This is a genomic window from Rhizobium tumorigenes (assembly GCF_003240565.2).
In the GTDB taxonomy this organism is placed as follows: Bacteria; Pseudomonadota; Alphaproteobacteria; order Rhizobiales; family Rhizobiaceae; genus Rhizobium; species Rhizobium tumorigenes.
Window position 1 is genome coordinate 1 of record NZ_CP117255.1, and the last position, 20,926, is coordinate 20,926.

General features: G+C 60.3%; 23 protein-coding genes. 10 read left to right on the top strand and 13 right to left on the bottom strand.

Annotation, left to right across the window (positions count from 1 at the left end; genetic code table 11):
* Positions 1-105 precede the first annotated feature (105 nt).
* Complete coding sequence (gene dnaA, locus PR017_RS00005) at positions 106-1,665, top strand: chromosomal replication initiator protein DnaA (protein ID WP_111216947.1); 1,560 nt, start codon at positions 106-108, stop codon at positions 1,663-1,665.
* A gap of 117 nt (positions 1,666-1,782) precedes the next feature.
* On the opposite strand, the gene PR017_RS00010 is transcribed toward dnaA, so the two are convergent.
* The 5 genes from PR017_RS00010 to rph all read right to left on the bottom strand — a co-directional run bounded on the left by PR017_RS00010 (position 1,783) and on the right by rph (position 5,467).
* Positions 1,783-2,286 (bottom strand): cysteine hydrolase family protein, encoded by a 504-nt coding sequence (locus tag PR017_RS00010; RefSeq protein WP_111216393.1) that lies wholly within the window; start codon positions 2,284-2,286, stop codon positions 1,783-1,785.
* A gap of 162 nt (positions 2,287-2,448) precedes the next feature.
* Positions 2,449-3,648: a radical SAM family heme chaperone HemW gene (gene hemW, locus PR017_RS00015; protein ID WP_111216949.1), complete on the bottom strand. Its 1,200-nt coding sequence runs from the start codon at positions 3,646-3,648 to the stop codon at positions 2,449-2,451.
* 15 nt (positions 3,649-3,663) lie between these two features.
* Positions 3,664-4,308 (bottom strand): RdgB/HAM1 family non-canonical purine NTP pyrophosphatase, encoded by a 645-nt coding sequence (rdgB, locus tag PR017_RS00020; RefSeq protein ID WP_111216395.1) that lies wholly within the window; start codon positions 4,306-4,308, stop codon positions 3,664-3,666.
* A 12-nt stretch (positions 4,309-4,320) separates the two neighbouring features.
* Entirely contained in the window at positions 4,321-4,734 is a 414-nt protein-coding gene (locus tag PR017_RS00025; protein WP_111216397.1) for a VOC family protein, read from the bottom strand.
* Positions 4,735-4,750: 16 nt separating this feature from the next.
* The gene (gene rph / locus PR017_RS00030; protein ID WP_111216399.1) at positions 4,751-5,467 is read right to left on the bottom strand and encodes a ribonuclease PH; all 717 of its coding nucleotides are present in this window, start codon (positions 5,465-5,467) and stop codon (positions 4,751-4,753) included.
* A gap of 164 nt (positions 5,468-5,631) precedes the next feature.
* Between rph and hrcA the strand changes: the two genes are divergently transcribed.
* Together hrcA and grpE are read left to right on the top strand one after the other, a co-directional pair.
* A complete protein-coding gene (hrcA, locus tag PR017_RS00035; RefSeq protein WP_111216401.1) occupies positions 5,632-6,720 on the top strand; it encodes a heat-inducible transcriptional repressor HrcA in 1,089 nt (362 codons plus the stop codon).
* A 125-nt stretch (positions 6,721-6,845) separates the two neighbouring features.
* Positions 6,846-7,481, top strand: a complete 636-nt coding sequence (gene grpE / locus PR017_RS00040; protein ID WP_111216403.1) for a nucleotide exchange factor GrpE — start codon at positions 6,846-6,848, stop codon at positions 7,479-7,481.
* 270 nt (positions 7,482-7,751) lie between these two features.
* Here the strand turns inward: grpE and ptsN are convergent, their stop codons facing one another.
* The 6 genes from ptsN to PR017_RS00070 form a co-directional block, all read right to left on the bottom strand.
* Positions 7,752-8,216: a PTS IIA-like nitrogen regulatory protein PtsN gene (ptsN, locus tag PR017_RS00045; protein WP_111216405.1), complete on the bottom strand. Its 465-nt coding sequence runs from the start codon at positions 8,214-8,216 to the stop codon at positions 7,752-7,754.
* Between the two features lie 67 nt (positions 8,217-8,283).
* On the bottom strand, positions 8,284-8,859 hold the full coding sequence (gene hpf / locus PR017_RS00050; RefSeq protein ID WP_111216407.1) for a ribosome hibernation-promoting factor, HPF/YfiA family: 576 nt from the start codon (positions 8,857-8,859) through the stop codon (positions 8,284-8,286).
* 243 nt (positions 8,860-9,102) lie between these two features.
* Positions 9,103-10,665: an RNA polymerase factor sigma-54 gene (gene rpoN / locus PR017_RS00055; protein WP_111216409.1), complete on the bottom strand. Its 1,563-nt coding sequence runs from the start codon at positions 10,663-10,665 to the stop codon at positions 9,103-9,105.
* 157 nt (positions 10,666-10,822) lie between these two features.
* Positions 10,823-11,617: an LPS export ABC transporter ATP-binding protein gene (gene lptB / locus PR017_RS00060; protein ID WP_111216411.1), complete on the bottom strand. Its 795-nt coding sequence runs from the start codon at positions 11,615-11,617 to the stop codon at positions 10,823-10,825.
* Between the two features lie 28 nt (positions 11,618-11,645).
* The gene (locus PR017_RS00065) at positions 11,646-12,299 is read right to left on the bottom strand and encodes an LptA/OstA family protein (protein WP_111216413.1); all 654 of its coding nucleotides are present in this window, start codon (positions 12,297-12,299) and stop codon (positions 11,646-11,648) included.
* A 14-nt stretch (positions 12,300-12,313) separates the two neighbouring features.
* Positions 12,314-12,976: an LPS export ABC transporter periplasmic protein LptC gene (locus PR017_RS00070; RefSeq protein WP_111216415.1), complete on the bottom strand. Its 663-nt coding sequence runs from the start codon at positions 12,974-12,976 to the stop codon at positions 12,314-12,316.
* Positions 12,977-13,209: 233 nt separating this feature from the next.
* On the opposite strand from PR017_RS00070, the gene sppA reads away from it, so the two are divergent.
* From sppA to PR017_RS00085, 3 genes are all read left to right on the top strand, one after another.
* Positions 13,210-14,166, top strand: coding sequence for a signal peptide peptidase SppA (gene sppA / locus PR017_RS00075; protein WP_111216417.1), 957 nt, complete (start codon positions 13,210-13,212; stop codon positions 14,164-14,166).
* 25 nt (positions 14,167-14,191) lie between these two features.
* A complete protein-coding gene (locus tag PR017_RS00080) occupies positions 14,192-14,497 on the top strand; it encodes an integration host factor subunit beta (RefSeq protein WP_111216419.1) in 306 nt (101 codons plus the stop codon).
* 141 nt (positions 14,498-14,638) lie between these two features.
* Complete coding sequence (locus tag PR017_RS00085; RefSeq protein WP_111216421.1) at positions 14,639-14,971, top strand: LapA family protein; 333 nt, start codon at positions 14,639-14,641, stop codon at positions 14,969-14,971.
* A 1-nt stretch (position 14,972) separates the two neighbouring features.
* On the opposite strand, the gene PR017_RS00090 is transcribed toward PR017_RS00085, so the two are convergent.
* Both PR017_RS00090 and PR017_RS00095 read right to left on the bottom strand, forming a co-directional pair.
* Positions 14,973-15,380 (bottom strand): GNAT family N-acetyltransferase, encoded by a 408-nt coding sequence (locus PR017_RS00090; protein ID WP_111216423.1) that lies wholly within the window; start codon positions 15,378-15,380, stop codon positions 14,973-14,975.
* Positions 15,381-15,458: 78 nt separating this feature from the next.
* The gene (locus tag PR017_RS00095) at positions 15,459-15,911 is read right to left on the bottom strand and encodes an SRPBCC family protein (RefSeq protein WP_111216425.1); all 453 of its coding nucleotides are present in this window, start codon (positions 15,909-15,911) and stop codon (positions 15,459-15,461) included.
* Positions 15,912-16,022: 111 nt separating this feature from the next.
* On the opposite strand from PR017_RS00095, the gene PR017_RS00100 reads away from it, so the two are divergent.
* Genes PR017_RS00100 through PR017_RS00115 form a run of 4 tightly spaced genes read left to right on the top strand, consistent with a single transcriptional unit; the run spans position 16,023 to position 20,899 of the window.
* Entirely contained in the window at positions 16,023-17,186 is a 1,164-nt protein-coding gene (locus PR017_RS00100; RefSeq protein ID WP_111216951.1) for a class I SAM-dependent methyltransferase, read from the top strand.
* Positions 17,183-18,043, top strand: a complete 861-nt coding sequence (locus PR017_RS00105) for a TrmH family RNA methyltransferase (protein WP_111216427.1) — start codon at positions 17,183-17,185, stop codon at positions 18,041-18,043. The genes PR017_RS00100 and PR017_RS00105 overlap by 4 nt, the downstream gene beginning before the upstream one ends.
* Positions 18,040-18,552, top strand: a complete 513-nt coding sequence (gene lspA / locus PR017_RS00110; protein ID WP_111216429.1) for a signal peptidase II — start codon at positions 18,040-18,042, stop codon at positions 18,550-18,552. The genes PR017_RS00105 and lspA overlap by 4 nt, the downstream gene beginning before the upstream one ends.
* Before the next feature lie 55 nt (positions 18,553-18,607).
* Entirely contained in the window at positions 18,608-20,899 is a 2,292-nt protein-coding gene (locus PR017_RS00115) for a hybrid sensor histidine kinase/response regulator (RefSeq protein ID WP_111216431.1), read from the top strand.
* The last annotated feature ends 27 nt before the right edge of the window (positions 20,900-20,926 follow it).

Genomic DNA, 20,926 nt, shown 5'->3' on the forward strand with positions numbered 1-20,926 from the left:
ATGCGCGACGCGATGGCTCAGTGCGAGCCGGACCCCGCCATCATGCGAGATAATATCGGGCGGCGTTCCTTCGCCCGACATGACGAGATTCTGGAAGGCGGCGAAATGCAGATGAATACGATGACTACCGGTGCACTGGCGAAAAGCGGCGACGGTGCGCAGCAGGCGTTGAGCTCGGTTTGCCTTGAAGTGGCGGGAGACAAAGCAGACATGAAGCATAGTGTACTGTTCGAGCGTGTGAGCGCACGTTTGAAGGCGCAGGTCGGTGCCGACGTTTATGCCAGCTGGTTTGCCCGTCTCAAGCTGCATTCGGTGTCGAAGAGCGTCGTTCGACTGACGGTACCGACCACGTTTCTGAAGTCATGGATCAACAACCGCTACCTGGATATGATCACAAGCCTGTTCCAGGCTGAAGATGCCGAAATTCTGAAGGTCGAAATTCTTGTCCGTACCGCCCAGCGGCATGGCACCAAGGCCCCTGCGGCTGACGAGCAGGTCGTCGTGCCCGATATGGGCGCCGTGGCTCCTATGCGCCGCCAGACCGCCCAGGCGGCAGGTCAGGCCGTCGCCCAGGCTGTCAATGCTGCAGGCGCTGCCCGCACGCCGAGCTTCGGCACACCGCTCTTTGGTTCGCCGCTGGATCCTCGCTACACGTTCGACACCTTTGTCGAAGGAGGTTCAAACCGTATCGCGCTGGCCGCAGCCGAAACCATCGCGGAAGCCGGCGCCGGTGCCGTGCGCTTCAACCCGCTGTTCCTGCATTCGAGCGTCGGTCTCGGCAAGACCCACATGCTGCAGGCGATCGCCAACGCTGCGGTGCGCAATCCGCGCGCCCTCCGGGTTGTTTACCTGACGGCGGAATACTTCATGTGGCGCTTTGCCACCGCGATCCGCGACAATGATGCGTTGACCCTCAAGGAGTCGCTGCGCAATATCGACCTTCTGATCATCGACGACATGCAGTTTCTGCAGGGAAAGATGATTCAGCACGAATTCTGCCATCTTCTGAATATGCTTCTCGACAGCGCCAAGCAGGTTGTCGTTGCCGCCGACCGCGCTCCCTGGGAACTGGAATCGCTCGATCCCCGCGTCCGCTCGCGCCTGCAGGGCGGCGTTGCCATCGAATTGGAAGCTCCGGATTACGAGATGCGCCTCGAGATCCTCAATCGGCGTCTTGCTGCCGCCCAGGTCGAAGATCCGTCGCTTGAAATCCCGGCAGAACTTTTGTCGCACGTTGCCCGCAGCGTCACCGCCAGCGGCCGCGAGTTGGAAGGCGCCTTCAACCAGCTGGTTTTCCGCCGCTCCTTCGAGCCGAACCTGACTGTCGAGCGCGTCGATGAACTTCTTGCTCACCTGGTGGGCTCCGGCGAGCCGCGTCGTGTGCGCATCGAAGACATCCAGCGCGTTGTCGCCCGTCATTACAATGTCTCGCGCCAGGAGTTGGTCTCCAACCGTCGCACCCGCGTCATCGTCAAGCCGCGCCAGATCGCCATGTATCTGGCTAAGACCCTGACACCTCGTTCATTCCCGGAAATCGGCCGTCGCTTCGGTGGACGCGATCACACGACCGTGCTGCACGCCGTGCGCAAGATCGAGGAGCTGATCTCCGGCGATACCAAGCTGTCGCACGAGATCGAGCTGCTGAAGCGCCTGATCAACGAATAATCATCTACGCGGTATGAATCGAAACGGCCGGCGAAAGCCGGCCGTTCTGTTGTCAGATAAGCTGTTGCGGCATCTCACGAAGCGGACATCCTGGACATTGCCAAGCGTTCGCTATCATCATTTCCAAACGTCCGCGGCGACCAGCACCGGAAGTTTTGAACCGAGCGCATTGAGCGCGATACGGTGAACGGTTTCGGTGGGCGCCGTGCAGAGATCACCGATCACCTTCACCACTATTCCGTCTGCAGCCCTCGACATCGCAGTGAAGACGACACAGTTCTGCGTCATCATTCCGCAGATCAGTAGCTCATCAGTGCCGTTGAGATGTCCGGCGAGGTCGGTATCCTGAAAGGCGTCTGCACTGCTTTTGATGACGACGGGCGCATTGTCTGCAGCCTTCAGGACATTGTCGCGAATGGCTGTTCCCGCTCCGTCCTTTGCAAAGAGACCGGTGCTCGCCGCCGAAATGTGCTGGACCAGCACCACATTGTCGCCGGCAGCTCTGGCTTTCGCTATCGCCGAGAGGATGTGGCTCTCGGTTTCGTCCGCTTGCCACAGGGGCAGGGCACCTCCCGAAAAATAGTCCTTTTGAATGTCGATGACGAGAAGGGTGCGGTTCATCCTGGAATTCCTTGCAGGTCTGGAGACATTCCTCGGGGATACCAGACGTTTCAGCAGCCCTGATAGCGCAGGCGTGTAGCGTTCGTGTCAAGGAGTGGAGAGGCGGGTATCGACCAATCGGGGCGAAGGGTTTTCTTCTCCCGATTGGTCGTGGTTACCCCCTCAACACGCCAGATCGGCAACCACGGAATCAAGAATCAGCATGCCCGCCGGCGTGCAGCGCAGGCGAGAATTGCCGATGCGCTCGATAAAGCCGTGTTCGAGCAGGAACTCTTCACGCTTCGGATCGGGATCGCGGCCGGAAAAATGCCGCCAGCGAACGAGGTCGATGCCTTCCTTCAGCCTCAGCCCCATCAGCAGCAGTTCATCGGCCTGCTCGTCGTAGCCGAGCATCTCCTGCTCGAGGATGCCGTGGCCGTCGCGCTCGACCATGTCGAGCCAGCTTTCAGGCTTGCGCTCGGTCGCCGTCGCCAGCTTGTCGCGGCCTTGTGTAAGCCGCCCGTGGGCGCCGGGGCCTATGCCCGCATAGTCGCCATAGCGCCAGTAGGTGAGATTATGGCGGCTTTCGGCGCCGGGACGGGCATGGTTGGATACCTCGTAGGCCGGCATCCCCTCACGCTCGGTGATCTCCTGCGTCGCCTCGTAGAGCAGCGCCGACTGGTCACCATCCGGCACTACCAGCTTGCCGGCCTTGTGCAGGCCAAAAAACGGCGTGCCTTCCTCGATCGTCAGCTGGTAGAGTGACAGGTGATCGACGGCGTAGGACATCGCCTGTTTCAGTTCCCGCTCCCATTCCTCAACCGTCTGGTCAGGACGAGCGTAGATGAGGTCGAACGACATGCGTGGAAAGATGTCCCTCGCGAGCCCGATGGCCTTCAGCGCATTCTCGGTGTTGTGCAACCGGCCGAGAAATTTGAGGTCACGGTCGTTCAGCGCCTGTACACCGAGCGACACACGGTTAACACCGGCCGCCCGATAGCCGCGAAACCGTTCTGCCTCGACACTGGACGGATTGGCTTCGAGCGTGATTTCGATCCCATCCGGCACGTGCCAATGGGTGGCGATGCCGTCGAGAATGGCGCCGACCGTTTCCGGCGTCATCAGCGATGGCGTGCCGCCGCCGAGAAAGATGCTGGTGACCGTCTTCGCGCCGCTGAGCTGGCGCATCGATGCCATTTCTTTGAGAAAGGCGGCCGTAAAGCGCGGCTGGTCGACCGCTTGGTGGCGGACATGGCTGTTGAAGTCGCAATAGGGGCATTTGGCGGCACAGAACGGCCAATGCACGTAGACACCAAAACCGGGCTCGCCGGTATCGGGCAGGAGAGGGGCGCCACGCAAATGCGCGCTATGCGAATCGACAATGTTCACCGGACGATCCTACGCTGCCAGCCCGGTTTCGACAAAGCGCTTGAAGGCGCGTGCCCGGTGCGACAGCGCTTCCGGGTCGCCGGGCTTCCAGCCGTGCTTTTCCTGCGCCGTCATTTCGCCGAATGTCGCGTCATAGCCTGATGGCTGGAAGATCGGGTCGTAGCCGAAGCCGGCCTCGCCACGCGGCGGCCAGACGATGGTGCCCTCGACTTCGCCGCGGAAAAGCTCGGTGTGTCCATCCGGCCAGGCGAGGCAAAGGACGCTGACGAAATGCGCGCTGCGCTTGTCCGTCGTCGTTGCGCCAACCTTCTGCAGTGCCGTCTCGACTTTCTGCATTGCCATCGCAAAATCGCGGCTGCCGTCGGCAGTTTCAGCCCAGTTGGCGGTGTAGACGCCGGGATCGCCGCCGAGGGCATCGATCACCAAGCCGCTGTCGTCGGAAAGCGCCGGAAGGCCGGAGGTCTTGGCCGATGCCAGAGCCTTGATGCGGGCATTTTCCTCAAATGTCGTGCCGGTTTCGTCGGGTTCGATGAAGCCAAGTTCGGCAGCGGATTTGGCAACAAACCCCATCGGGCCGATCAGGTCGGCGATTTCGCGGATCTTGCCGGCATTATGGCTGGCAACGACGATGGTCTTTGTTTCGAGCTTGCGCATGCACTATTCCTGTCAGATCGCCCAGAGGCCGGGTTCGGCGCATTCCAGACTGTTGCCCGCGGGGTCGCGGAAGTAAATCGACCGCGCTCCGTTCGGCCAGAGAAAATCGGCTTCGATGGCGACGCCAGCGGATGTCAGGCTTTGCACCATCCCGTCAAGCTGGTCGGCAGCGACGCGAAAGCAGGCATGTCCGCTTCCTGCTGTCCCGTGCGATGGCACCGGCAAGGCCCCCGCCGGCGCAGGCTTTACCGTTTCCGCGCGATTGAAGATCAAAAGCACGCCGGGTCCGCAGCGAAAGAAGACATGCCGATCACCCTGACGCGTAATCCTGGGCAATCCCAGGATCGTCCCGTAAAAGCTATCCGCCTCGTCGAGATCGTCGACGTAGAGCGCCGTTTCGAGAATGCCGTCAATGGCAACGGGCATCTAGTATCTCCGTCGATCAGCCGATTGCCTGCTTTTGCATGGCGACGAGCTCGGTGCAGCCATTCTTGGCGAGGCCGAGCAGCGTCAGGAATTCTTCTTCCGAGAACGGTTTGCCTTCGGCCGTCCCCTGGATCTCGACGATGCCGCCAGAGCCGGTCATGACGAAGTTGGCGTCCGTCTCAGCCGATGAGTCCTCGAGATAGTCGAGGTCGATCACTGGCTGGCTGGCGAAGATGCCGCAGGAAATGGCAGCGACGTGATCCTTGAGGACCCGGTCGAGCTTGATCATGCTGCGGCCTTCCATCCACTTGAGACAGTCGTGCAGCGCGATCCAGGCGCCGGTGATCGACGCGGTGCGGGTCCCGCCATCCGCCTGGATGACATCGCAGTCGAGGCTGATCTGGCGTTCGCCGAGGGCCTGCAGGTCCACCACGGCACGCAGCGAACGGCCGATAAGACGCTGGATTTCCTGCGTGCGACCGCTCTGCTTGCCGCTGGCGGCCTCGCGCTTCATACGTTCGCCGGTGGCGCGGGGCAGCATGCCGTATTCGGCGGTCACCCAGCCCTTACCGCTGTTGCGCAGCCATGGCGGGGTCTTTTCTTCAAGACTTGCCGTCACCAGAACATGGGTATCGCCGAACTTGACCAGGCACGAGCCTTCGGCGTGCTTGGAGAAGTTGCGCTCGAACGAGACCTTGCGCATCTGGTCGGTTTTTCTGCCTGAAGGCCGCATGTCATACTCCTGATGATGTTGCACCGCTTCTACGATTGACGGCCCGCTTTTGCAAAGAAAAAGCGGCCTGTCGCAGGCGGCCGCAGACGATGGCATTTTCCTTTGTCATTGCGGGATGAGCGGCTATACTTGCCAAGGATCAATCGCAGGGGCACCACGGCGAAATGGGATTTTTGACATCGTCGATTTCGGACGCCGTTTCGGCACTCGACGAACGGTCGAAGGAAGTTTTTCGTCGCATCGTCGAAAGCTACCTCGAATATGGCGAACCGCTCGGTTCGCGCAGCCTGTCGAAGCTGCTCCCGATTTCGCTCTCGCCAGCCTCCATCCGCAACGTGATGAGCGATCTCGAAGAGCTCGGCCTTATCTATTCGCCGCATATTAGCGCCGGCAGGCTGCCCACCCAGATCGGCCTGCGCTTCTTCGTCGATGGGTTCATGCAGGTCGGCGATCTCTCGGCCGAAGACCGCGCAACGATCGACCGGCAGATCCGCGGCAGCAACCGCGACCAGCCGATGCAGTCGGTAATGTCGGGAGCCAGCCAAATGCTCTCGGGCATTTCGCGCGGTGCCGGTATCGTCATCACCAACAAGAGCGATCCGGTCCTGAAGCATGTCGAATTCATCCGCCTGGAGCCGACCAAGGCGCTGGCCGTGCTGGTCGGCGACCACGATCAGGTGGAAAACCGGATCATCGAGCTACCCGCCGGCATCACGTCGTCGCAGCTGACTGAGGCGGCCAATTTTCTGAACGCCCATATGACCGGCCAGACGCTGCCGACGTTGCGCAAGCAGCTGCAGACCCTGAAGAACGACGTGCGCCACGAACTCGACGTGCTCTCGCAGGATCTGGTCGAGCGTGGCATTGCTGTCTGGTCCGGCGACGACGACGCCAGCAAGCCTGGACAGCTGATCGTCCGCGGCCGTGCCAATCTGCTGGATGGCCTTGCCGATGCGGCAGATCTCGACCGGCTGCGCATGCTCTTCGATGATCTTGAAAAGAAGGACAGCCTGATCGAACTGCTCGATCTGGCTGAAACCGGCCCCGGCGTGCGCATTTTCATCGGTTCTGAAAACAAGCTGTTTTCCCTGTCAGGCTCGTCGCTGATCGTTGCGCCGTACCGCGACGGCGACGATAAGATCGTTGGTGCCGTCGGCGTCATCGGCCCGACGCGGCTGAACTACGCCAAGATCGTGCCGATGGTCGATTATACCGCCCAGCTGATTTCACGCCTGTCGCGCAACGGATTGTAGCGGCTCCGCATTCAATCGTGGCGATTGCCGGCAAATCGCCGCTTCTTCATCGGCAAGCCTTGATTTTTCGAAGTCAAACCTCGATATCGGGCACATCCTAGAGACCACGTAATTCGGAGACCGTCATGATCGTCGACACGACCAATGATACACACGACGCAACGCCCAACGAGAACCTCGAAGAGTTCGCGCCAGATGTGGACGATGCTGCCGAGGCAGCGCCGTCGGAGCCGGATCCCGTCGAGGTCCTGAAGACCGAAAATGCCGAGCTTCGCGACCGCTATTTGCGGCTTGCTGCGGAGATGGACAACTTGCGTCGTCGCACCGAGCGGGAAGTCAAGGATGCCAAGTCCTATTCCGTCGCCGGCTTTGCGCGCGATATGCTGGCCGTATCGGACAACTTGCGCCGAGCTATCGATGCAATCCCGGCTGACGTCCGCGAAAATGCCGATGCGGGCCTGTCGACGCTGATCGAAGGCGTCGAGATGACCGAACGCTCTATGCTGTCCACCCTGGAGCGCCATGGCGTCCGCAAGCTCGAGCCGGTCGGCCAGAAGTTCGATCCGAATTTCCATCAGGCAATGTTTGAGATCCCCAACACGGAAGTTCCGAACAACACTGTCGTGCAGGTCGTACAGGATGGCTACAGCATCGGCGAACGCATCTTGCGTCCGGCAATGGTAGGCGTCGCCAAGGGCGGCCCTAAGGCCGTAGATGTGGAAGTCGGCGCCAACAGCCCGTTCGACGAAAAAGACGCCTGATTTTTCAGCAGCCGGATTTCAATGAAAATTGGCTGCTGCACCGTCATTCTCATCCTCGCCCTCGCGGCGGGGGTCCACAACGCCGCTTAGACGGCGCGTGATCCCTTGCTCATCGCAGCGCTCTATAACCGCGCAGGTGCACTGTTGCCGATGCCCTGCGGCAAGCGGAGGAGTGAGGTTGGGATGCCTGTACAGAGATGAATTTCAGCCGTAGCGATTGGCGCGAGCCTTTGGTTCAGGCCCGTCCGTTTCTGCGCGGCAACCGAAACTTCACGCCGCGTTAGAGGCCTGTTCCTCGTTGAGGAACGCGTAGATCGCCGAGGCTGATTCGGTGGCCCTGAGCTTGGCGACGAGATCCTGGTCTCGCAGCACGCGGGCGATGCGCGAAAGCGCCTTCAGGTGATCGGCGCCGGCACCCTCGGGTGCAAGCAGCAGGAAGACGAGATCGACCGGCTGGTCGTCCAGCGCTTCGAAGTCGACGGCTGAATCCAGCCGCGCGAAGACGCCGGTGATGGTCTTGACGCTTGGCAGCTTGCCGTGCGGAATGGCAATGCCATTGCCCACGCCCGTTGAACCGAGACGTTCACGCTGCAAGATTACTTCGAAGATATCCCGTTCCGACAGTCCCGTCAGTTTGGCGGCCTTGGCCGCCATTTCCTGAAGCAACTGTTTCTTGGAATTTGCCTTCAAGGCAGGGATGATCGCATCTTGCTGCAGCAAATCTGCCAAAGCCATTCTTTTTTCCTCGTGTGCCGGGATGCTCTCGAAGAGCGGCGGCGGAACCGCCGCTCTTCGTGCTGTCTCAGCCCTTGATGCTGGCTGCGTCTATCCAGCCGATGTTGCCGTCATGACGACGATAGACGATGTTCAGTTCCTTGCCCGTGCTCCGAAACATCAGCACCGGTTCGTCAGTCATGTCGAGCGCCATAACGGCAGACGCAACCGACATCGTCTTCAATTGTTTCGAGCTCTCGGCGATGATTGCAGGCGCAAAATCCTCGGCGACCTCATGGTCTTCATCCGGCATGCCATCCATCACGGTATAAGCGACTTCACCAAAAGCATCGTCCGCCGGATTGGTGGCGTGGTGATCCTTCAAGCGGCGCTTGTAGCGACGCAGGCGCTTCTCGATCCGCTGCTGTGCTGCATCGAAGGCCAATTGCGGATCCATCGCTTCGCCGGCCGCGTGCAGGATGACGCCGCTGTCGAGATGAAGCTTGCAATCCGCCGCGAAGCGCGAGCTGGACTTTTGCACCGTGACCTGCCCCGAATACCCTCCGTCGAAGTATTTGGTGACTGCCATGTCGATCTGGTCTTCAATCCGCTGCCGGAAGGATTCGCCGATTTCCATATGTTTACCGGATACACGCACACTCATGGAGTTTCCCTTTTTGTAGTGGTTGCGCCTGCCAGCTTACGCCAAGCGTCCTTCTCATCCAAGCACTTCGCACGAACTTTGACAAAAAGCCTGGGTCGCCGACATGCGCTGAAAAGCGAGATTCCTGTGTGTGATGATGCCTTGCACCGATTGCGGCGGGCTTCTAGCGCTGCCGCATGGAAGAGTCAACAGGCTCGCCGCGAACCCTGGCAGAAGCACATCTACAGATTGAAATCATCGACTCTAAAAGCCCGCAACCCTGGCCAGTGCACGCTTTTCGCGGCGACGCTGAACGGAGGAGGGGATGTTCATCGCCTCCCGGTATTTTGCCACCGTACGCCGTGCCAGCTCAACGCCATTCTTCTTGAGGTTGTCGACGATGTCGTCGTCCGACAGTACGCTGTCGGGAGCCTCCTGGACAATCAACTGCCGGATGCGATGACGCACGGCCTCCGCAGAATGACTGTCGCCGCCTTCCACGGCGCTGATCGAGACGGTGAAGAAATATTTCAGCTCGAACAGCCCGCGCGGTGTCAGCATGTACTTGTTGGAGGTGACGCGGCTCACCGTCGATTCGTGCATCTTGATGGCGTCTGCAACAGTCTTGAGGTTGAGCGGCCGCAACTGGCTGACACCATTCACCAGAAATGCGTCCTGCTGCCGGACGATTTCTTTCGCGACCTTCATGATCGTCTTGGCGCGCTGGTCGAGGCTGCGCGTCAGCCAGTTTGCCGTCTGCAGGCATTCGGACAGGAAGGAGTAGTCGTCACCGGTCTTCGATATCTTGGCGAAGTAGGACTGGTTGACCAGCACTCGCGGCAGGGTGTCGGGATTGAGCTCGACCTGCCAGCTCCCGTCCTGGGCCCCACGGACGACGATGTCGGGCGTGATGGCTTCAGACATGCCCGTCTCGAAGCTGCTGCCAGGCTTCGGATTAAGCTGGCGGATCTCGCCCATCATGTCGAGAAGATCTTCCTCGTCCACGCCGCAGAGCCGCTTCAGCGTCGCAAAGTCGCGGCGGCCGAGGAGCTCCAGATGCTGCAGGAGCTGAGCCATGGCCGGATCCAGCCGGTCCTTCTGGCGAAGCTGTATCGCCAGGCATTCCGAAAGCGACCGTGCAAAGACGCCGGGCGGGTCGAGGGTCTGCAGGCAGGCAAGCACGCGCTCAACCTCCGCGCATGCGGTTCCCACACGCGCAGCCGTCTCGGCAACTTCACCGCGGAAATAGCCGGCATCGTCCAGTTGATCGACCAGATGCTCGGAAAGCATCCGGTCGGCGCTGGCTGGCAAAGCGAAAGGTATCTGCTGGTTGAGATGGTCGCGGAGCGAAATCTGGCCAGCGACGAAGTCGTCGAGATCGTAGCGTTCGGCGGCCTCGGTGTTGCCGGGCATCGATTTCCACTGGCTGACAAGCTCGGGCGCGTCCAGGCGCTGCGGCTGTCCGTCGTTGGGAAAGACATTGCTGAAATTGCTGTCGAGCTCGTCGTTCAGCCGCTCGGCATGGCCGGTGTTGCTGCTCTCGTACCAGTCGCTTGCAAGCTCGCCAGAGTTCCGCTCGGGGCCATCTTCACTGCGGCCATCTTCAGAAACGCCACGTGCCTCTTCTTCAGGCTCGCGGCTGTTGCCGCTGCCCAATTCGCCGTCATTCGATGAAAATTCGAGCAGCGGATTCTTTTCGACTTCCAGTGCGATGAACTGGTTGAGCTCCAGATGTGTCATCTGGAGCAGCTGAATTGATTGCATCAGCTGCGGCGTCATGACCAGGCTTTGGCTCTGGCGCAGGAAAAGATTGGCGGATAAGGCCATGACGGACGCAAAACTCCCCTTCAATCCCTCCTGGAAAATGCTGAGAGCGCTTAAAAACGGTCAGCCTTTTCCAACTGGCCCAAAAATTGCTTTTTTATTGGGTTTGGTCAAGGGCATGTCGGGGGGCAGAGGTTATTTTCTGTGCCAGAATAATCTATCAGAGGCTGAAATTGTCGCCAAGGTAGAGCCGGCGAACCTCGGGATTATTAACGATATCGTGGGCTCGTCCATGCGTCAGCACTTCTCCCGCGTGGATGATGTAGGCGCGGTCGATAAGTCCCAGCGTTTCGCGGACGTTATGGTCGGTGATCAGGACGCCGATGCCGCGCGCCGTTAGATGGTGCACCAGGTTCTGGATGTCCGAAACGGAGATTGGATCGACGCCTGCGAAAGGCTCGTCGAGCAGCATAAACGTCGGGTCGGTGGCGACAGCGCGGGCAATTTCCAGGCGCCTGCGTTCACCCCCGGAAAGGGCTATGGCCGGCATGGTGCGCAGGTTGCGAATGTGGAATTCCTCGAGCAGGTCGTCGAGCTTGCTTTCGCGCTCATCCTTGCTCTTGATATGGACTTCAAGCACCGCGCGGATGTTTTCCTCGACGCTCAGGCCGCGAAAAATCGAGGCTTCCTGCGGCAGATAGCCGACGCCGAGCCGCGAGCGGCGGTACATCGGCATCGTTGTCACATCGTTGCCGTCGATTTCGATGGTACCTTCATCGACCGGAACCAGTCCGGTGATCATGTAGAAACAGGTTGTCTTGCCGGCCCCGTTCGGGCCGAGCAGGCCAACAGCCTCTCCGCGCCGGACGACGAGCGATACGCCATTGACGACACGCCGCGTCCGGTATGTCTTGGTCAGTCCGCGGGCTATCAGCGTACCCTGATAGCGGACCTTGTCGCCGGCAGGAGGTTGCATCGAAGCGGACGGCTCGGAAGTGCCGAAGTTAGTGGTCATGTCTGGCGCTGTCACTTAAAGGTCGCGATCAGTTCGTCTTGGCAGCGGCTGGCTGCTTTGACTTCGGATCGAGCTGGATCTGCACGCGGCCGCCGCAGCTGTCGAGCTGGGCTTCGCCGGTGTCCATGTGAACTGTCAGCATGCAGCCCGTGAACACATTGGGACCGTCGGTCAGGATAACCTTGTCGCCCTTGAGGACGGCGAGCTGGGCTGCCATGTCGAACGAACCGTTATCGGCAGTAGCCGTCTGGGTGCCTGAGGTCAGGTAAACCTTCTCGGACACCAGGATGTGGTCGATATCGGTGTCTCCGGAAACGACAGAGTTGCCTGCAGCTGGCTTCTTCGTTTCGGCAACGGGTGCTGCCTTGCCGTTGGCATCCGGCTGCGGCTTCTTCTTGTAGAAGACGATCATCTTCCCGGCCTTCATCGTCGTCGTACCCTGGACGACGTTGACCTTGCCTGTGAATACGGCGTTGCTTTCCGAATCATGGATTTCCAGCTTGTCGCTTTCGATCTGGATCGGTTGGTCCTTGTTGAGATTAAGGCCAGTCATCTTGGTAGTGGTCGACTGCTGGGCGCTGGCGCCTACCGCTGTCATCAAAGCGAAAATGCCGATCGCGCCGGCCAGAGCGGCTTGACGGAGACCAGAGTTGGAAAAGTGCATGCGACAATCGTTTGTCATGGTCCGCCCGGCGGTTAGCTGCCCGTATTGTGGATGGTGGAAGCATCGATGTGCATTTTCACCTGTCCGTCGAATTCGATTACATTTCCCTTATCCGTCATCTTGAGCGACTGTGCAACAATTGACGCGAGGCCTTTGAAGATTGCGACGGGCTGTTGCGTAACGAGCGATCCACCTTTGATATCGAGGAAGGCGCCTTTGAATTCCGCACGTAGGCCGTTGTCGAGCGTCACGGTAAAGGGCTCCGTCAGCCTCATGGTATCTGCAGCTCGGTCGAAGTCTCCACTAAGGGCGGTGACATGGGCGACGCCGTCACTAACCGGCATGGCTGCCTTGATGTTCTTCAGCGTTATCATGTTCGGGTTCTTGATGTCCTGCAGCGCTTTTTCGGCAAGCATCGAGTAATTGATACCGTCGGCATTGCGCCCGGCGATTGCCGGTCTCTGCATGACGATCTTGCCGTCCTCGATGGATGCGCCCTGGATCGAGATGTTTTCCGGCAGGTAGGCGCGCACCACCGAGACGGTGACGAAAATCAGCGAGATGATGACGGCTGCGATCGGCAGCAGAATTTTCAAGCGGCGGACGCGTCCGGAGTTCACCACTGCGGCATCGTAAGCGCGCAGTTCGGGTGTCGCTGGGCGGCCCGGGCCGGTTGATTCGGCAGTGTTTGACATCGGCGGTCCGTCTCTCTGGTTCCGGCAGCGCGGTTTGTGCAGCGCACACACGGGCTCGCAATCACATTTCGCACGCTTGCATTAGCTTGCCAATACGCATTTTTTTCGGCAACAAAAGGCGTTGGGTTCAAACGACGACAGACATCTGTCCGTTGACCATATGCTGCTGTAAGTTAACAACGCCGCGTTTTCGGCGGTGATCTGGTTATTGTCATAAAAGGAAATAGGACCTCATGGAGAGTTCTGCAATTGCGGATCGTCGACAATTACGCCGCAAGTTAAGCTTCTGGCGCATTGTTGCAGTCCTCCTGCTGATTGGTGTCGGCTTTGCATTCTATCGTTTCGCCGGTGGCGAACTCGGTGCCGGCCGCAAGCCGCAGATCGCGCGCGTCGCAATTGCCGGTGTGATCCAGGATGACAAGGAACTGCTGGAGCGCCTGAAGACGATCGAGGACGACAACCAGGTCAAGGCGCTGATCGTATCGATTTCATCGCCGGGTGGGACCACTTATGGCGGTGAGCGCATCTTCAAGGCTATCCGCGCGGTGGCTGCCAAGAAGCCGGTCGTGTCCGATATCCGGACGATGGCCGCCTCGGCCGGCTACCTCGTCGCCGCTGCCGGAGATACCATCGTTGCCGGCGATACCTCGATCACCGGCTCGATCGGCGTGCTCCTCCAGTATCCGCAGGTCAAGGATCTGCTCGACAAACTCGGCGTCTCCATGGAGGCGATCAAGTCGTCACCGATGAAGGCCGAGCCTTCGCCATTTCATCCGCCGAGCGACGAAGCCAAGGCCATGATCAACAATATGGTGATGGACAGCTATGGCTGGTTCGTCGATCTCGTTGCGGATCGCCGTAAATTGCCGCGCGATCAGGTCCTGAAACTGGCCGATGGCAGCATCTTTACCGGCCGCCAGGCCTTGGCAAACAAGCTGGTAGACAGTCTCGGCGGCGACGATGACATCCGAGCCTACCTCGAAACGCGAAAGGTCGGCAAGGACCTGCCTGTCTTCGATTGGGATGCGCCACGTCGCACATCGCCATTCTTCCTGCCCGGCGCTGCGGCCGATATCATCACATTGCTCGGTTATGGCGATTTTGTTAAGGGTGATGGCGCGCAGAAGCTGTTGTCCGAGAAGTTGTTTCTTGACGGCCTGCTTTCTGTTTGGCAGGGTGATGCGCATTGATAAATCAATGATTTAGGGGGCCACCGTGATCAAATCGGAATTGGTGCAGATCGTTGCGGCGCGAAATCCGCATCTTTATCACCGTGACGTCGAGAATATCGTCAATGCGGTCCTCGACGAGATCACGGATGCCCTGGCTGGCGGTAACCGGGTCGAGCTGCGCGGTTTCGGTGCTTTTTCGGTTAAAAACCGCCCTTCGCGCTCCGGTCGCAACCCGCGCACCGGCGATACTGTCTTCGTCGAGGAGAAATGGGTACCGTTCTTCAAGACAGGTAAAGAGCTCCGCGAGCGCCTCAATCCTGACAGCCATGACGAAGACGACGACAGCTGAGACCGCTATCCAAGCCGTTGCCTCTTGAAGTTGCCCCAATCGTTCTTATCCTGTCGCCGGGAAGAAGATCAACGTTCGAGGGCAATGTGGTGCCCGCCTGCGGTAGCGCTTGATTGCCTGACTTCGACAAGGAGACTGTGAATGGCAAAGAAGATCGTCAACCTGCTTGTGCTGCTGCCCATCGGCATCATCCTCATCATCTTCTGCGTCGCCAACCGGGAGCTTGTGACGATGGCGTTCAATCCGTTCCGCCCCGAAGATCAAGTCCTGTCTCTCAGCGCACCGTTGTTCGTGTTCCTTTTCGTGACGCTGATCCTCGGCATGGTTATTGGGTCGGCTGCGACTTGGTTCACGCAGGGGCGGTACCGTAAGCGTGCCCGCACGGAAGCCCGCGAGGCTGTCCGCTGGCAGGCCGAGGCCGACCGTCATCGCAATCGCGCCGAACAGATCGCCGGCCATCTGCCGGCAAAGTGAATTACAAATTCCAGTCTGTAACCGGCCTGAACACCATGTCGTTGTAGTCGCCCTCGGCGGATGTCCCGAGGCCGGTCACGACAAACCCTCTTTGCTCGTAGAATCTCCGCGCAGCCTTGTTCTTCACCAGGCATTTCAGGCGGTAACGTCGCCGTGGCCATCCGGGCAATGCCTGCAGCAAGGCCGTTCCCGCTCCGGCGCCCTGCCATCCCGCGCTGATGTAGAGCATGTGGATGAACGCGTCCGCATTTAGAATAGCGATAAACCCTGCAATCGTCCCACCGGCATCCTCGCAGACGAAAATGCTTTCGCCCTTCGAGTGAGTGGCAAAGTCTTCGAGGAGGAAGCGGGCGGGATCGACCCAGGTAAATGTCGCGCGCCGAGCCTTCAGGTAGATGTCTGAAAGCATCGGCTGATCGCCATCGACCGCCGGTCGGATATTCCATTGTCCTGTCGTCAAGCGGGTGCCTTGGGATAGAGCCTGTCTTTAAGCTTCGATCTTGCCATTGATTGCAGCGTTGAAGTCATCGAAGAACTGCTGGGCCAGCTTCTTGGCGCTGGAATCGATCAGTCGCGAGCCCATATTGGCGATCCGCCCGCCGATCTCGCCGCGCGCTGTATAGTGCAGGATCGTCTCTGCGCCGTCTGCCTCGAGCACCACGTCAGCGCCACCCTTGGCAAAGCCGGCGATACCGCCCCTGCCTTCGCCCTCGATGGTGTAGCTGTCAGGTGCATTGATGTTGGAGAGCTTAACATCCCCATGAAACGAGGCGGACAGCGGGCCGATGCGGAATTTGATCAGGGCGACAAACTCCGTCGGCGACACCCGCTCGAAGCTTTCACAGCGTGGAATGCATTGCTTGATGATCTCTGGGTCGTTGAGCGCGGCCCACACGGCATCTCGTGATGCGGTAATTCGCACTTCGCCGGTCATGTCCATCGTTCATCTCCCTGTATGCCTGCACTTCGGCCGACAATTGCAGATCGGAAAGCGCTTTGCCAAGAGCCGCCCAGATGCTATTTGCACGCCGACGTCAATATCGAGACAACAATGGTGAAACAAAAGGAACGCCGGCCGGGACAAAGGTCGAGCGCTGGCCCGGGTGGCAAAGCCCCGCGCGCGGACGCCCCGAGCGGCCGCGCCAAGCCCTATGCCAAACCTGCGCGCGACACGAGGCCGGTGCGCGACGAGCGTCCCCGCGAGGCGACACCCCGTGCGGAAGCCGCGCGCAGTGAGCGCATTGCCGAAACCCAAGGTGGACCCGCCGCTGCCGAGCGTCCCTTGCTGGTGCGCAGCGGCGAGCGACCGCCAGAACGCGTGCCGATCATCCTCGAATCCTCTGGCGCTGGAGATTTTCATCTCATCGACATGGGCAATGGGCTGAAGCTCGAGCAATACGGCCCCTACCGGATTGTTCGCCCCGAAGCTCAGGCCCTATGGCCGCCGACTTTGCCTGCTTCGGTCTGGGAGAATGCCGATGCCATCTTTACCGGTGATACGGAAGAAGACGGCATGGGACGCTGGCGCTTTCCCCGCGCAGCGCTCGGCGAAACATGGCCGCTGCAACTGCTCGACGTCGATTTCCATGGCCGCTTCACATCGTTCCGCCATGTCGGAGTCTTCCCCGAGCAGATCGTTCACTGGGAATGGATGAAACAGAAGATCGAGGCTTCGAAACGGCCGCTGAAGGTGCTGAACCTTTTCGGCTACACCGGCGTTGCCTCGCTGGTGGCAGCCCGGGCCGGTGCCGAGGTCACCCATGTCGATGCCTCCAAGAAGGCGATCGGCTGGGGTCGCGATAACCAGGCTCTTGGTCATATGGAGAAGCTGCCGATCCGGTGGATCTGCGAGGATGCCATGAAGTTCATCCTGCGCGAGGAACGGCGCGGCAATACCTACGATATCATCCTGACCGATCCACCAAAATTTGGCCGCGGCCCGAACGGCGAAGTCTGGCACCTGTTCGAGCATCTGCCGATGATGCTGGATATCTGCCGGCAAATCCTGTCGCCCGACGCCCTCGGCCTCGTGCTGACCGCCTACTCGATCCGCGCCAGCTTCTACTCGATTCATGAACTGATGCGCGAAACCATGCGCGGTGCCACTGGTGTCGTCGAATCCGGCGAACTAGTCATCCGCGAGACCGGCCTCGACGGCAAGCAGCCGGGCAGGGCACTGTCCACTTCTCTTTTCAGCCGCTGGGTGCCGCAATGAACGACGATTTTCGCGACGCAGGCGCGCGCCGGGTCGGTCAGGTCAAGGAAGTGACCTCCCTTGCCAATCCCATCATCAAGGACATTAAGGCGCTGACCGACAAGAAGGCGCGCCAGGAAACCGGCACCTTCATGGCCGAAGGCCTGAAGCTGGTAATTGACGCCATCGAACTCGGCTGGACCATCCGCACGCTGGTCTACGCGAAGGCTGCCAAGGGCAAGCCGCTTGTCGACAAGATGGCAGCCCGCACGGTGGCCTCCGGCGGGCTCGTGCTTGAGGTCAACGAGAAGGTGCTGTCCAGCATCACCCGACGCGACAATCCGCAAATGGTCGTTGGCATCTTCGATCAGCGCTGGCGGGCACTGAAGGACATCCGGCCTAAGGCGGGCGAGACCTATGTGGCGCTCGACCGCGTCCGCGATCCCGGCAACCTCGGCACTATCATCAGGACAGCCGATGCTGCCGGCGCCGCCGGCGTTATCCTTGTCGGCGAGACCACCGACCCGTTCTCGCTGGAAACTGTCCGCGCGACCATGGGATCGGTGTTCGCCGTGCCCGTCACCCATTCGACGGTCGACGAGTTTCTCGCCTGGAAGAAGAATGCAGGCGTTTCCGTCGTCGCCACCCATCTGGCCGGCGCCGTCGACTACCGCACCATCGATTACAAGAAGAAGCCGGTCGTGTTGCTGATGGGCAACGAGCAGTCCGGCCTGCCGGAAGCTCTTGCCACCCAGGCGGACGCCTTGGCGCGGATTCCTCAACAGGGACGTGCCGATTCTCTCAACCTTGCGGTGGCGACAGCCGTGATGCTGTTTGAGGCCCGCCGACATGTCCTGACGCTCAGCGAGGCAAGATGACCGAAGTCACCTCCACCGCACCGCAGCGGCACGCACTGTTCTCTAGGCCGCTGCCGATCCTGATCTTCATCGTCATCGCCGTCGTACTCGACCAGGCGATCAAGATCGCCGTCGACCATTACCTGCCGCTGCAGCAGGCGGTCCCCGTCATTCCGATGCTGGATCTCTATCGCACCTACAATCTCGGCGTCGCCTTCTCCATGCTTTCGGGCCTGGACGGCTGGCTGATCGTCGGCATGCGGTTGATCATCGTGGTCTTCGTGCTCTATCTTTGGCGCCATGCCGCCAAAGATCGCTGGCTTGCCCATCTCGGTTTCGCACTGATCATCTCGGGCGCGCTTGGTAATCTGGTCGACCGTTTTCTCTATGGCCACGTCATCGACTACATCCTGTTCCACACCGAAACGTGGTCCTTCGCCGTCTTCAACCTGGCCGACAGTTTTATTACGGTTGGCGCCGGGGCAGTAATTCTCGATGAACTGCTGCTTCCGAAAAAGCCCAAAACCTAAAATTTGAAAGGTTTCCGGAAGGCGTTGAGAACGGTGGTCATGGTAATTCGATACCATGAACACACCGGCAGATCTCCAGAAACGTCTGTCTTCGGCCTTCGGGCAAGCCCTGGGCGAACCGCCGGGTAACCCTGACGTGACGCCGGCGGACGACACCGGATCCACTGTTCCCGACCCATCACTCTCCTCAAGCCGTTTCGGGCGCCTATGGCTCGGCGGCGCCGGGATTGTCGCCGGCGGTCTGTTGCTTGCTGCAGGCTATGTGGCAGGCGCGACAGCCCTGGCAGGTGTCGTCGTTATCTTTGGTGTCGCCGTCCTGTCCGCCGCCGTCATCAGCCGGTCTAACCGGTCGACCGCCAAGTCAACACCGCTGGCGTCAGCTGAACCGCACGCAAGCTCAACGGCTCCTCTCGACCCGCCTGCACCGGGCCTGAATTTCTCGTCGGATATCCACGACGCCCTCGGTGATATCGCCGTCACGCGCGGTTTGAACCGGCGCATTCTCCACGCCAATGCGACGTTCCGGCTGGTGACGGGCAAGGCGCGGCCCGAAGGCATGACCTGCGACGAGATCGGTATCGCCTTCCGACCGGACGACCGACCCGACCACTACGATGTGGAGATCGCCACGCCGCAGGGGCAGCGCATCTATTCCTGGCGCGATGTGATGATGCGCGATCCCGCCTCCGGCCAGTTGCGCATCGAGAGCGTTGCCCGCGACATTACCGACCAGCGCCTTGCCACCCGCGAACGCGAACAGGCCCGCCTGAAGGCTGAGCATGAGAGCGCGGCAAAATCCCAGCTCCTCGCCACCGTCAGCCATGAAATCCGCACGCCACTGTCGGGAATCATGGGCATGAGCCACCTGATCGGCCAGACGGGATTGACCCCTGCGCAGGAAAGCTACCTGGATGGAATACGTCAATCCGGCCAGGCGCTGGTCCAGCTGGTTGAGGACCTGCTGGATTTTTCCACGCTCGAGAGTGGCCGTTTCCAGATTCATCCGCGCGCCGAATCACTGCGCCGGCTGATCGAGAGTGTCGTCGAGATGCTGGCCCACCGTGCCCACGAGAAGGGCATCGAGATCGGCGCGACCGTTCATTCTGACATTCCCGAGTTGATGAGCTTTGACCCCGCGCGGTTGCGCCAGGTTTTGTTCAACGTCATCGGCAATGCGGTCAAATTTACCCAGAGAGGCGGCGTATTGGTGCGCGCGGCCTACGACGACGGAGACTTGGTCATTACAGTTCAAGACAGCGGCCCGGGCATGACGCCCGAAGAACAAGCCCGCGTTTTCGGCGCCTTCGAGCAGGCCGGCGACGCTTCGGAAAAGAGCGGCGGCACGGGCCTCGGCTTGACTATTTCCGCCCGCATCGTCGAGGAATTCGGCGGCAGGATGTCGGTCGTCAGCGAAAGAGGCGTCGGTAGCCAGTTCATCGTGCGGTTCCCGGTCGAGCTGCCCGCCGACCAGCGCAGTCGGAACCATCGTGCCACGATGCTGAAATCCTCCCGCGTGCTGCTGATTGCGCCGGACGGTCCCGCCGCCACGGCCACAGCAGAGACCATCCGCATGCTTGGCGGCACCTGCCGGCTGATCGAGGCCGGCGATGCCGGGAATTTCGCGCTGGATACGCTGATGGAGGCTGAGGGCCCGCCAACAGATGTCATCGTCGACAATCGCATGGCGCCGCATTTTCTCTCGCAGTTTGCCGATCGTCTCGGCGTCATTGCGCCCGGCCTGCGCCGCATTTTCCTGGTGACGCCGGAGCAGCGCAACGCAGAGGAATTCGACATGTTTGATGCTTGGCTTATCAGGCCGTTGCGCGAGCAGTCGCTTATCGACGTCCTGCGCGGCCGGATGCGCGGTATGGAACGACGCGATGCCATCAATGACAACCAGCCCGGTTTCATGACCTTGCCCGAGCTGCCGGAGGGTACCGGAATTTCCATCGTGCTGGCGGAGGACGATCCGGTCAACGCCATGCTTGTGCGCGCCGTACTCACCAAGGCGGGGCACGCCGTCGATGTCGTGCAGGATGTCGAGAGCCTGCTTGACCGAGCTTGGCATGCCGGCCACAGTCGCCCCGACATCATCGTCACAGACCTGTCCATGCCCGGTGGCGACGGAGTAGAGATGCTGGGACGGCTGCGAGCCCACGAGCGCCGGCAGGGGTTGCCGCCAGTGCCCGTCATCGTCCTCACAGCCGATAGCCGCGATGAAACCCGCCGCGCCGCGCTTTTGAACGGTGCCAGCATCGTGCTTGCCAAGCCCGCCGATCCGCAGCGGCTGATCCAGGAGGTCGAGACGCTGGCGGCAATGACGGTCGACTTCGCACGACAGTCGTAAAGCTGCCAATTAGCGCTTCCGATGGTG

What these genes read in the sequence shown, in the direction of transcription:
- dnaA (WP_111216947.1), top strand. Translation starts at nt 106, where the DNA reads ATGCAGATGAATACGATGACTACCGGTGCACTGGCGAAAAGCGGCGAC.
- PR017_RS00010 (WP_111216393.1), bottom strand. Translation starts at nt 2,286, where the DNA reads ATGAACCGCACCCTTCTCGTCATCGACATTCAAAAGGACTATTTTTCG.
- rdgB (WP_111216395.1), bottom strand. Translation starts at nt 4,308, where the DNA reads ATGCGCAAGCTCGAAACAAAGACCATCGTCGTTGCCAGCCATAATGCC.
- PR017_RS00025 (WP_111216397.1), bottom strand. Translation starts at nt 4,734, where the DNA reads ATGCCCGTTGCCATTGACGGCATTCTCGAAACGGCGCTCTACGTCGAC.
- rph (WP_111216399.1), bottom strand. Translation starts at nt 5,467, where the DNA reads ATGCGGCCTTCAGGCAGAAAAACCGACCAGATGCGCAAGGTCTCGTTC.
- hrcA (WP_111216401.1), top strand. Translation starts at nt 5,632, where the DNA reads ATGGGATTTTTGACATCGTCGATTTCGGACGCCGTTTCGGCACTCGAC.
- grpE (WP_111216403.1), top strand. Translation starts at nt 6,846, where the DNA reads ATGATCGTCGACACGACCAATGATACACACGACGCAACGCCCAACGAG.
- ptsN (WP_111216405.1), bottom strand. Translation starts at nt 8,216, where the DNA reads ATGGCTTTGGCAGATTTGCTGCAGCAAGATGCGATCATCCCTGCCTTG.
- hpf (WP_111216407.1), bottom strand. Translation starts at nt 8,859, where the DNA reads ATGAGTGTGCGTGTATCCGGTAAACATATGGAAATCGGCGAATCCTTC.
- rpoN (WP_111216409.1), bottom strand. Translation starts at nt 10,665, where the DNA reads ATGGCCTTATCCGCCAATCTTTTCCTGCGCCAGAGCCAAAGCCTGGTC.
- lptB (WP_111216411.1), bottom strand. Translation starts at nt 11,617, where the DNA reads ATGACCACTAACTTCGGCACTTCCGAGCCGTCCGCTTCGATGCAACCT.
- PR017_RS00065 (WP_111216413.1), bottom strand. Translation starts at nt 12,299, where the DNA reads ATGACAAACGATTGTCGCATGCACTTTTCCAACTCTGGTCTCCGTCAA.
- PR017_RS00070 (WP_111216415.1), bottom strand. Translation starts at nt 12,976, where the DNA reads ATGTCAAACACTGCCGAATCAACCGGCCCGGGCCGCCCAGCGACACCC.
- sppA (WP_111216417.1), top strand. Translation starts at nt 13,210, where the DNA reads ATGGAGAGTTCTGCAATTGCGGATCGTCGACAATTACGCCGCAAGTTA.
- PR017_RS00085 (WP_111216421.1), top strand. Translation starts at nt 14,639, where the DNA reads ATGGCAAAGAAGATCGTCAACCTGCTTGTGCTGCTGCCCATCGGCATC.
- PR017_RS00090 (WP_111216423.1), bottom strand. Translation starts at nt 15,380, where the DNA reads ATGCTTTCAGACATCTACCTGAAGGCTCGGCGCGCGACATTTACCTGG.
- PR017_RS00095 (WP_111216425.1), bottom strand. Translation starts at nt 15,911, where the DNA reads ATGGACATGACCGGCGAAGTGCGAATTACCGCATCACGAGATGCCGTG.
- PR017_RS00100 (WP_111216951.1), top strand. Translation starts at nt 16,023, where the DNA reads ATGGTGAAACAAAAGGAACGCCGGCCGGGACAAAGGTCGAGCGCTGGC.
- PR017_RS00105 (WP_111216427.1), top strand. Translation starts at nt 17,183, where the DNA reads ATGAACGACGATTTTCGCGACGCAGGCGCGCGCCGGGTCGGTCAGGTC.
- lspA (WP_111216429.1), top strand. Translation starts at nt 18,040, where the DNA reads ATGACCGAAGTCACCTCCACCGCACCGCAGCGGCACGCACTGTTCTCT.
- PR017_RS00115 (WP_111216431.1), top strand. Translation starts at nt 18,608, where the DNA reads ATGAACACACCGGCAGATCTCCAGAAACGTCTGTCTTCGGCCTTCGGG.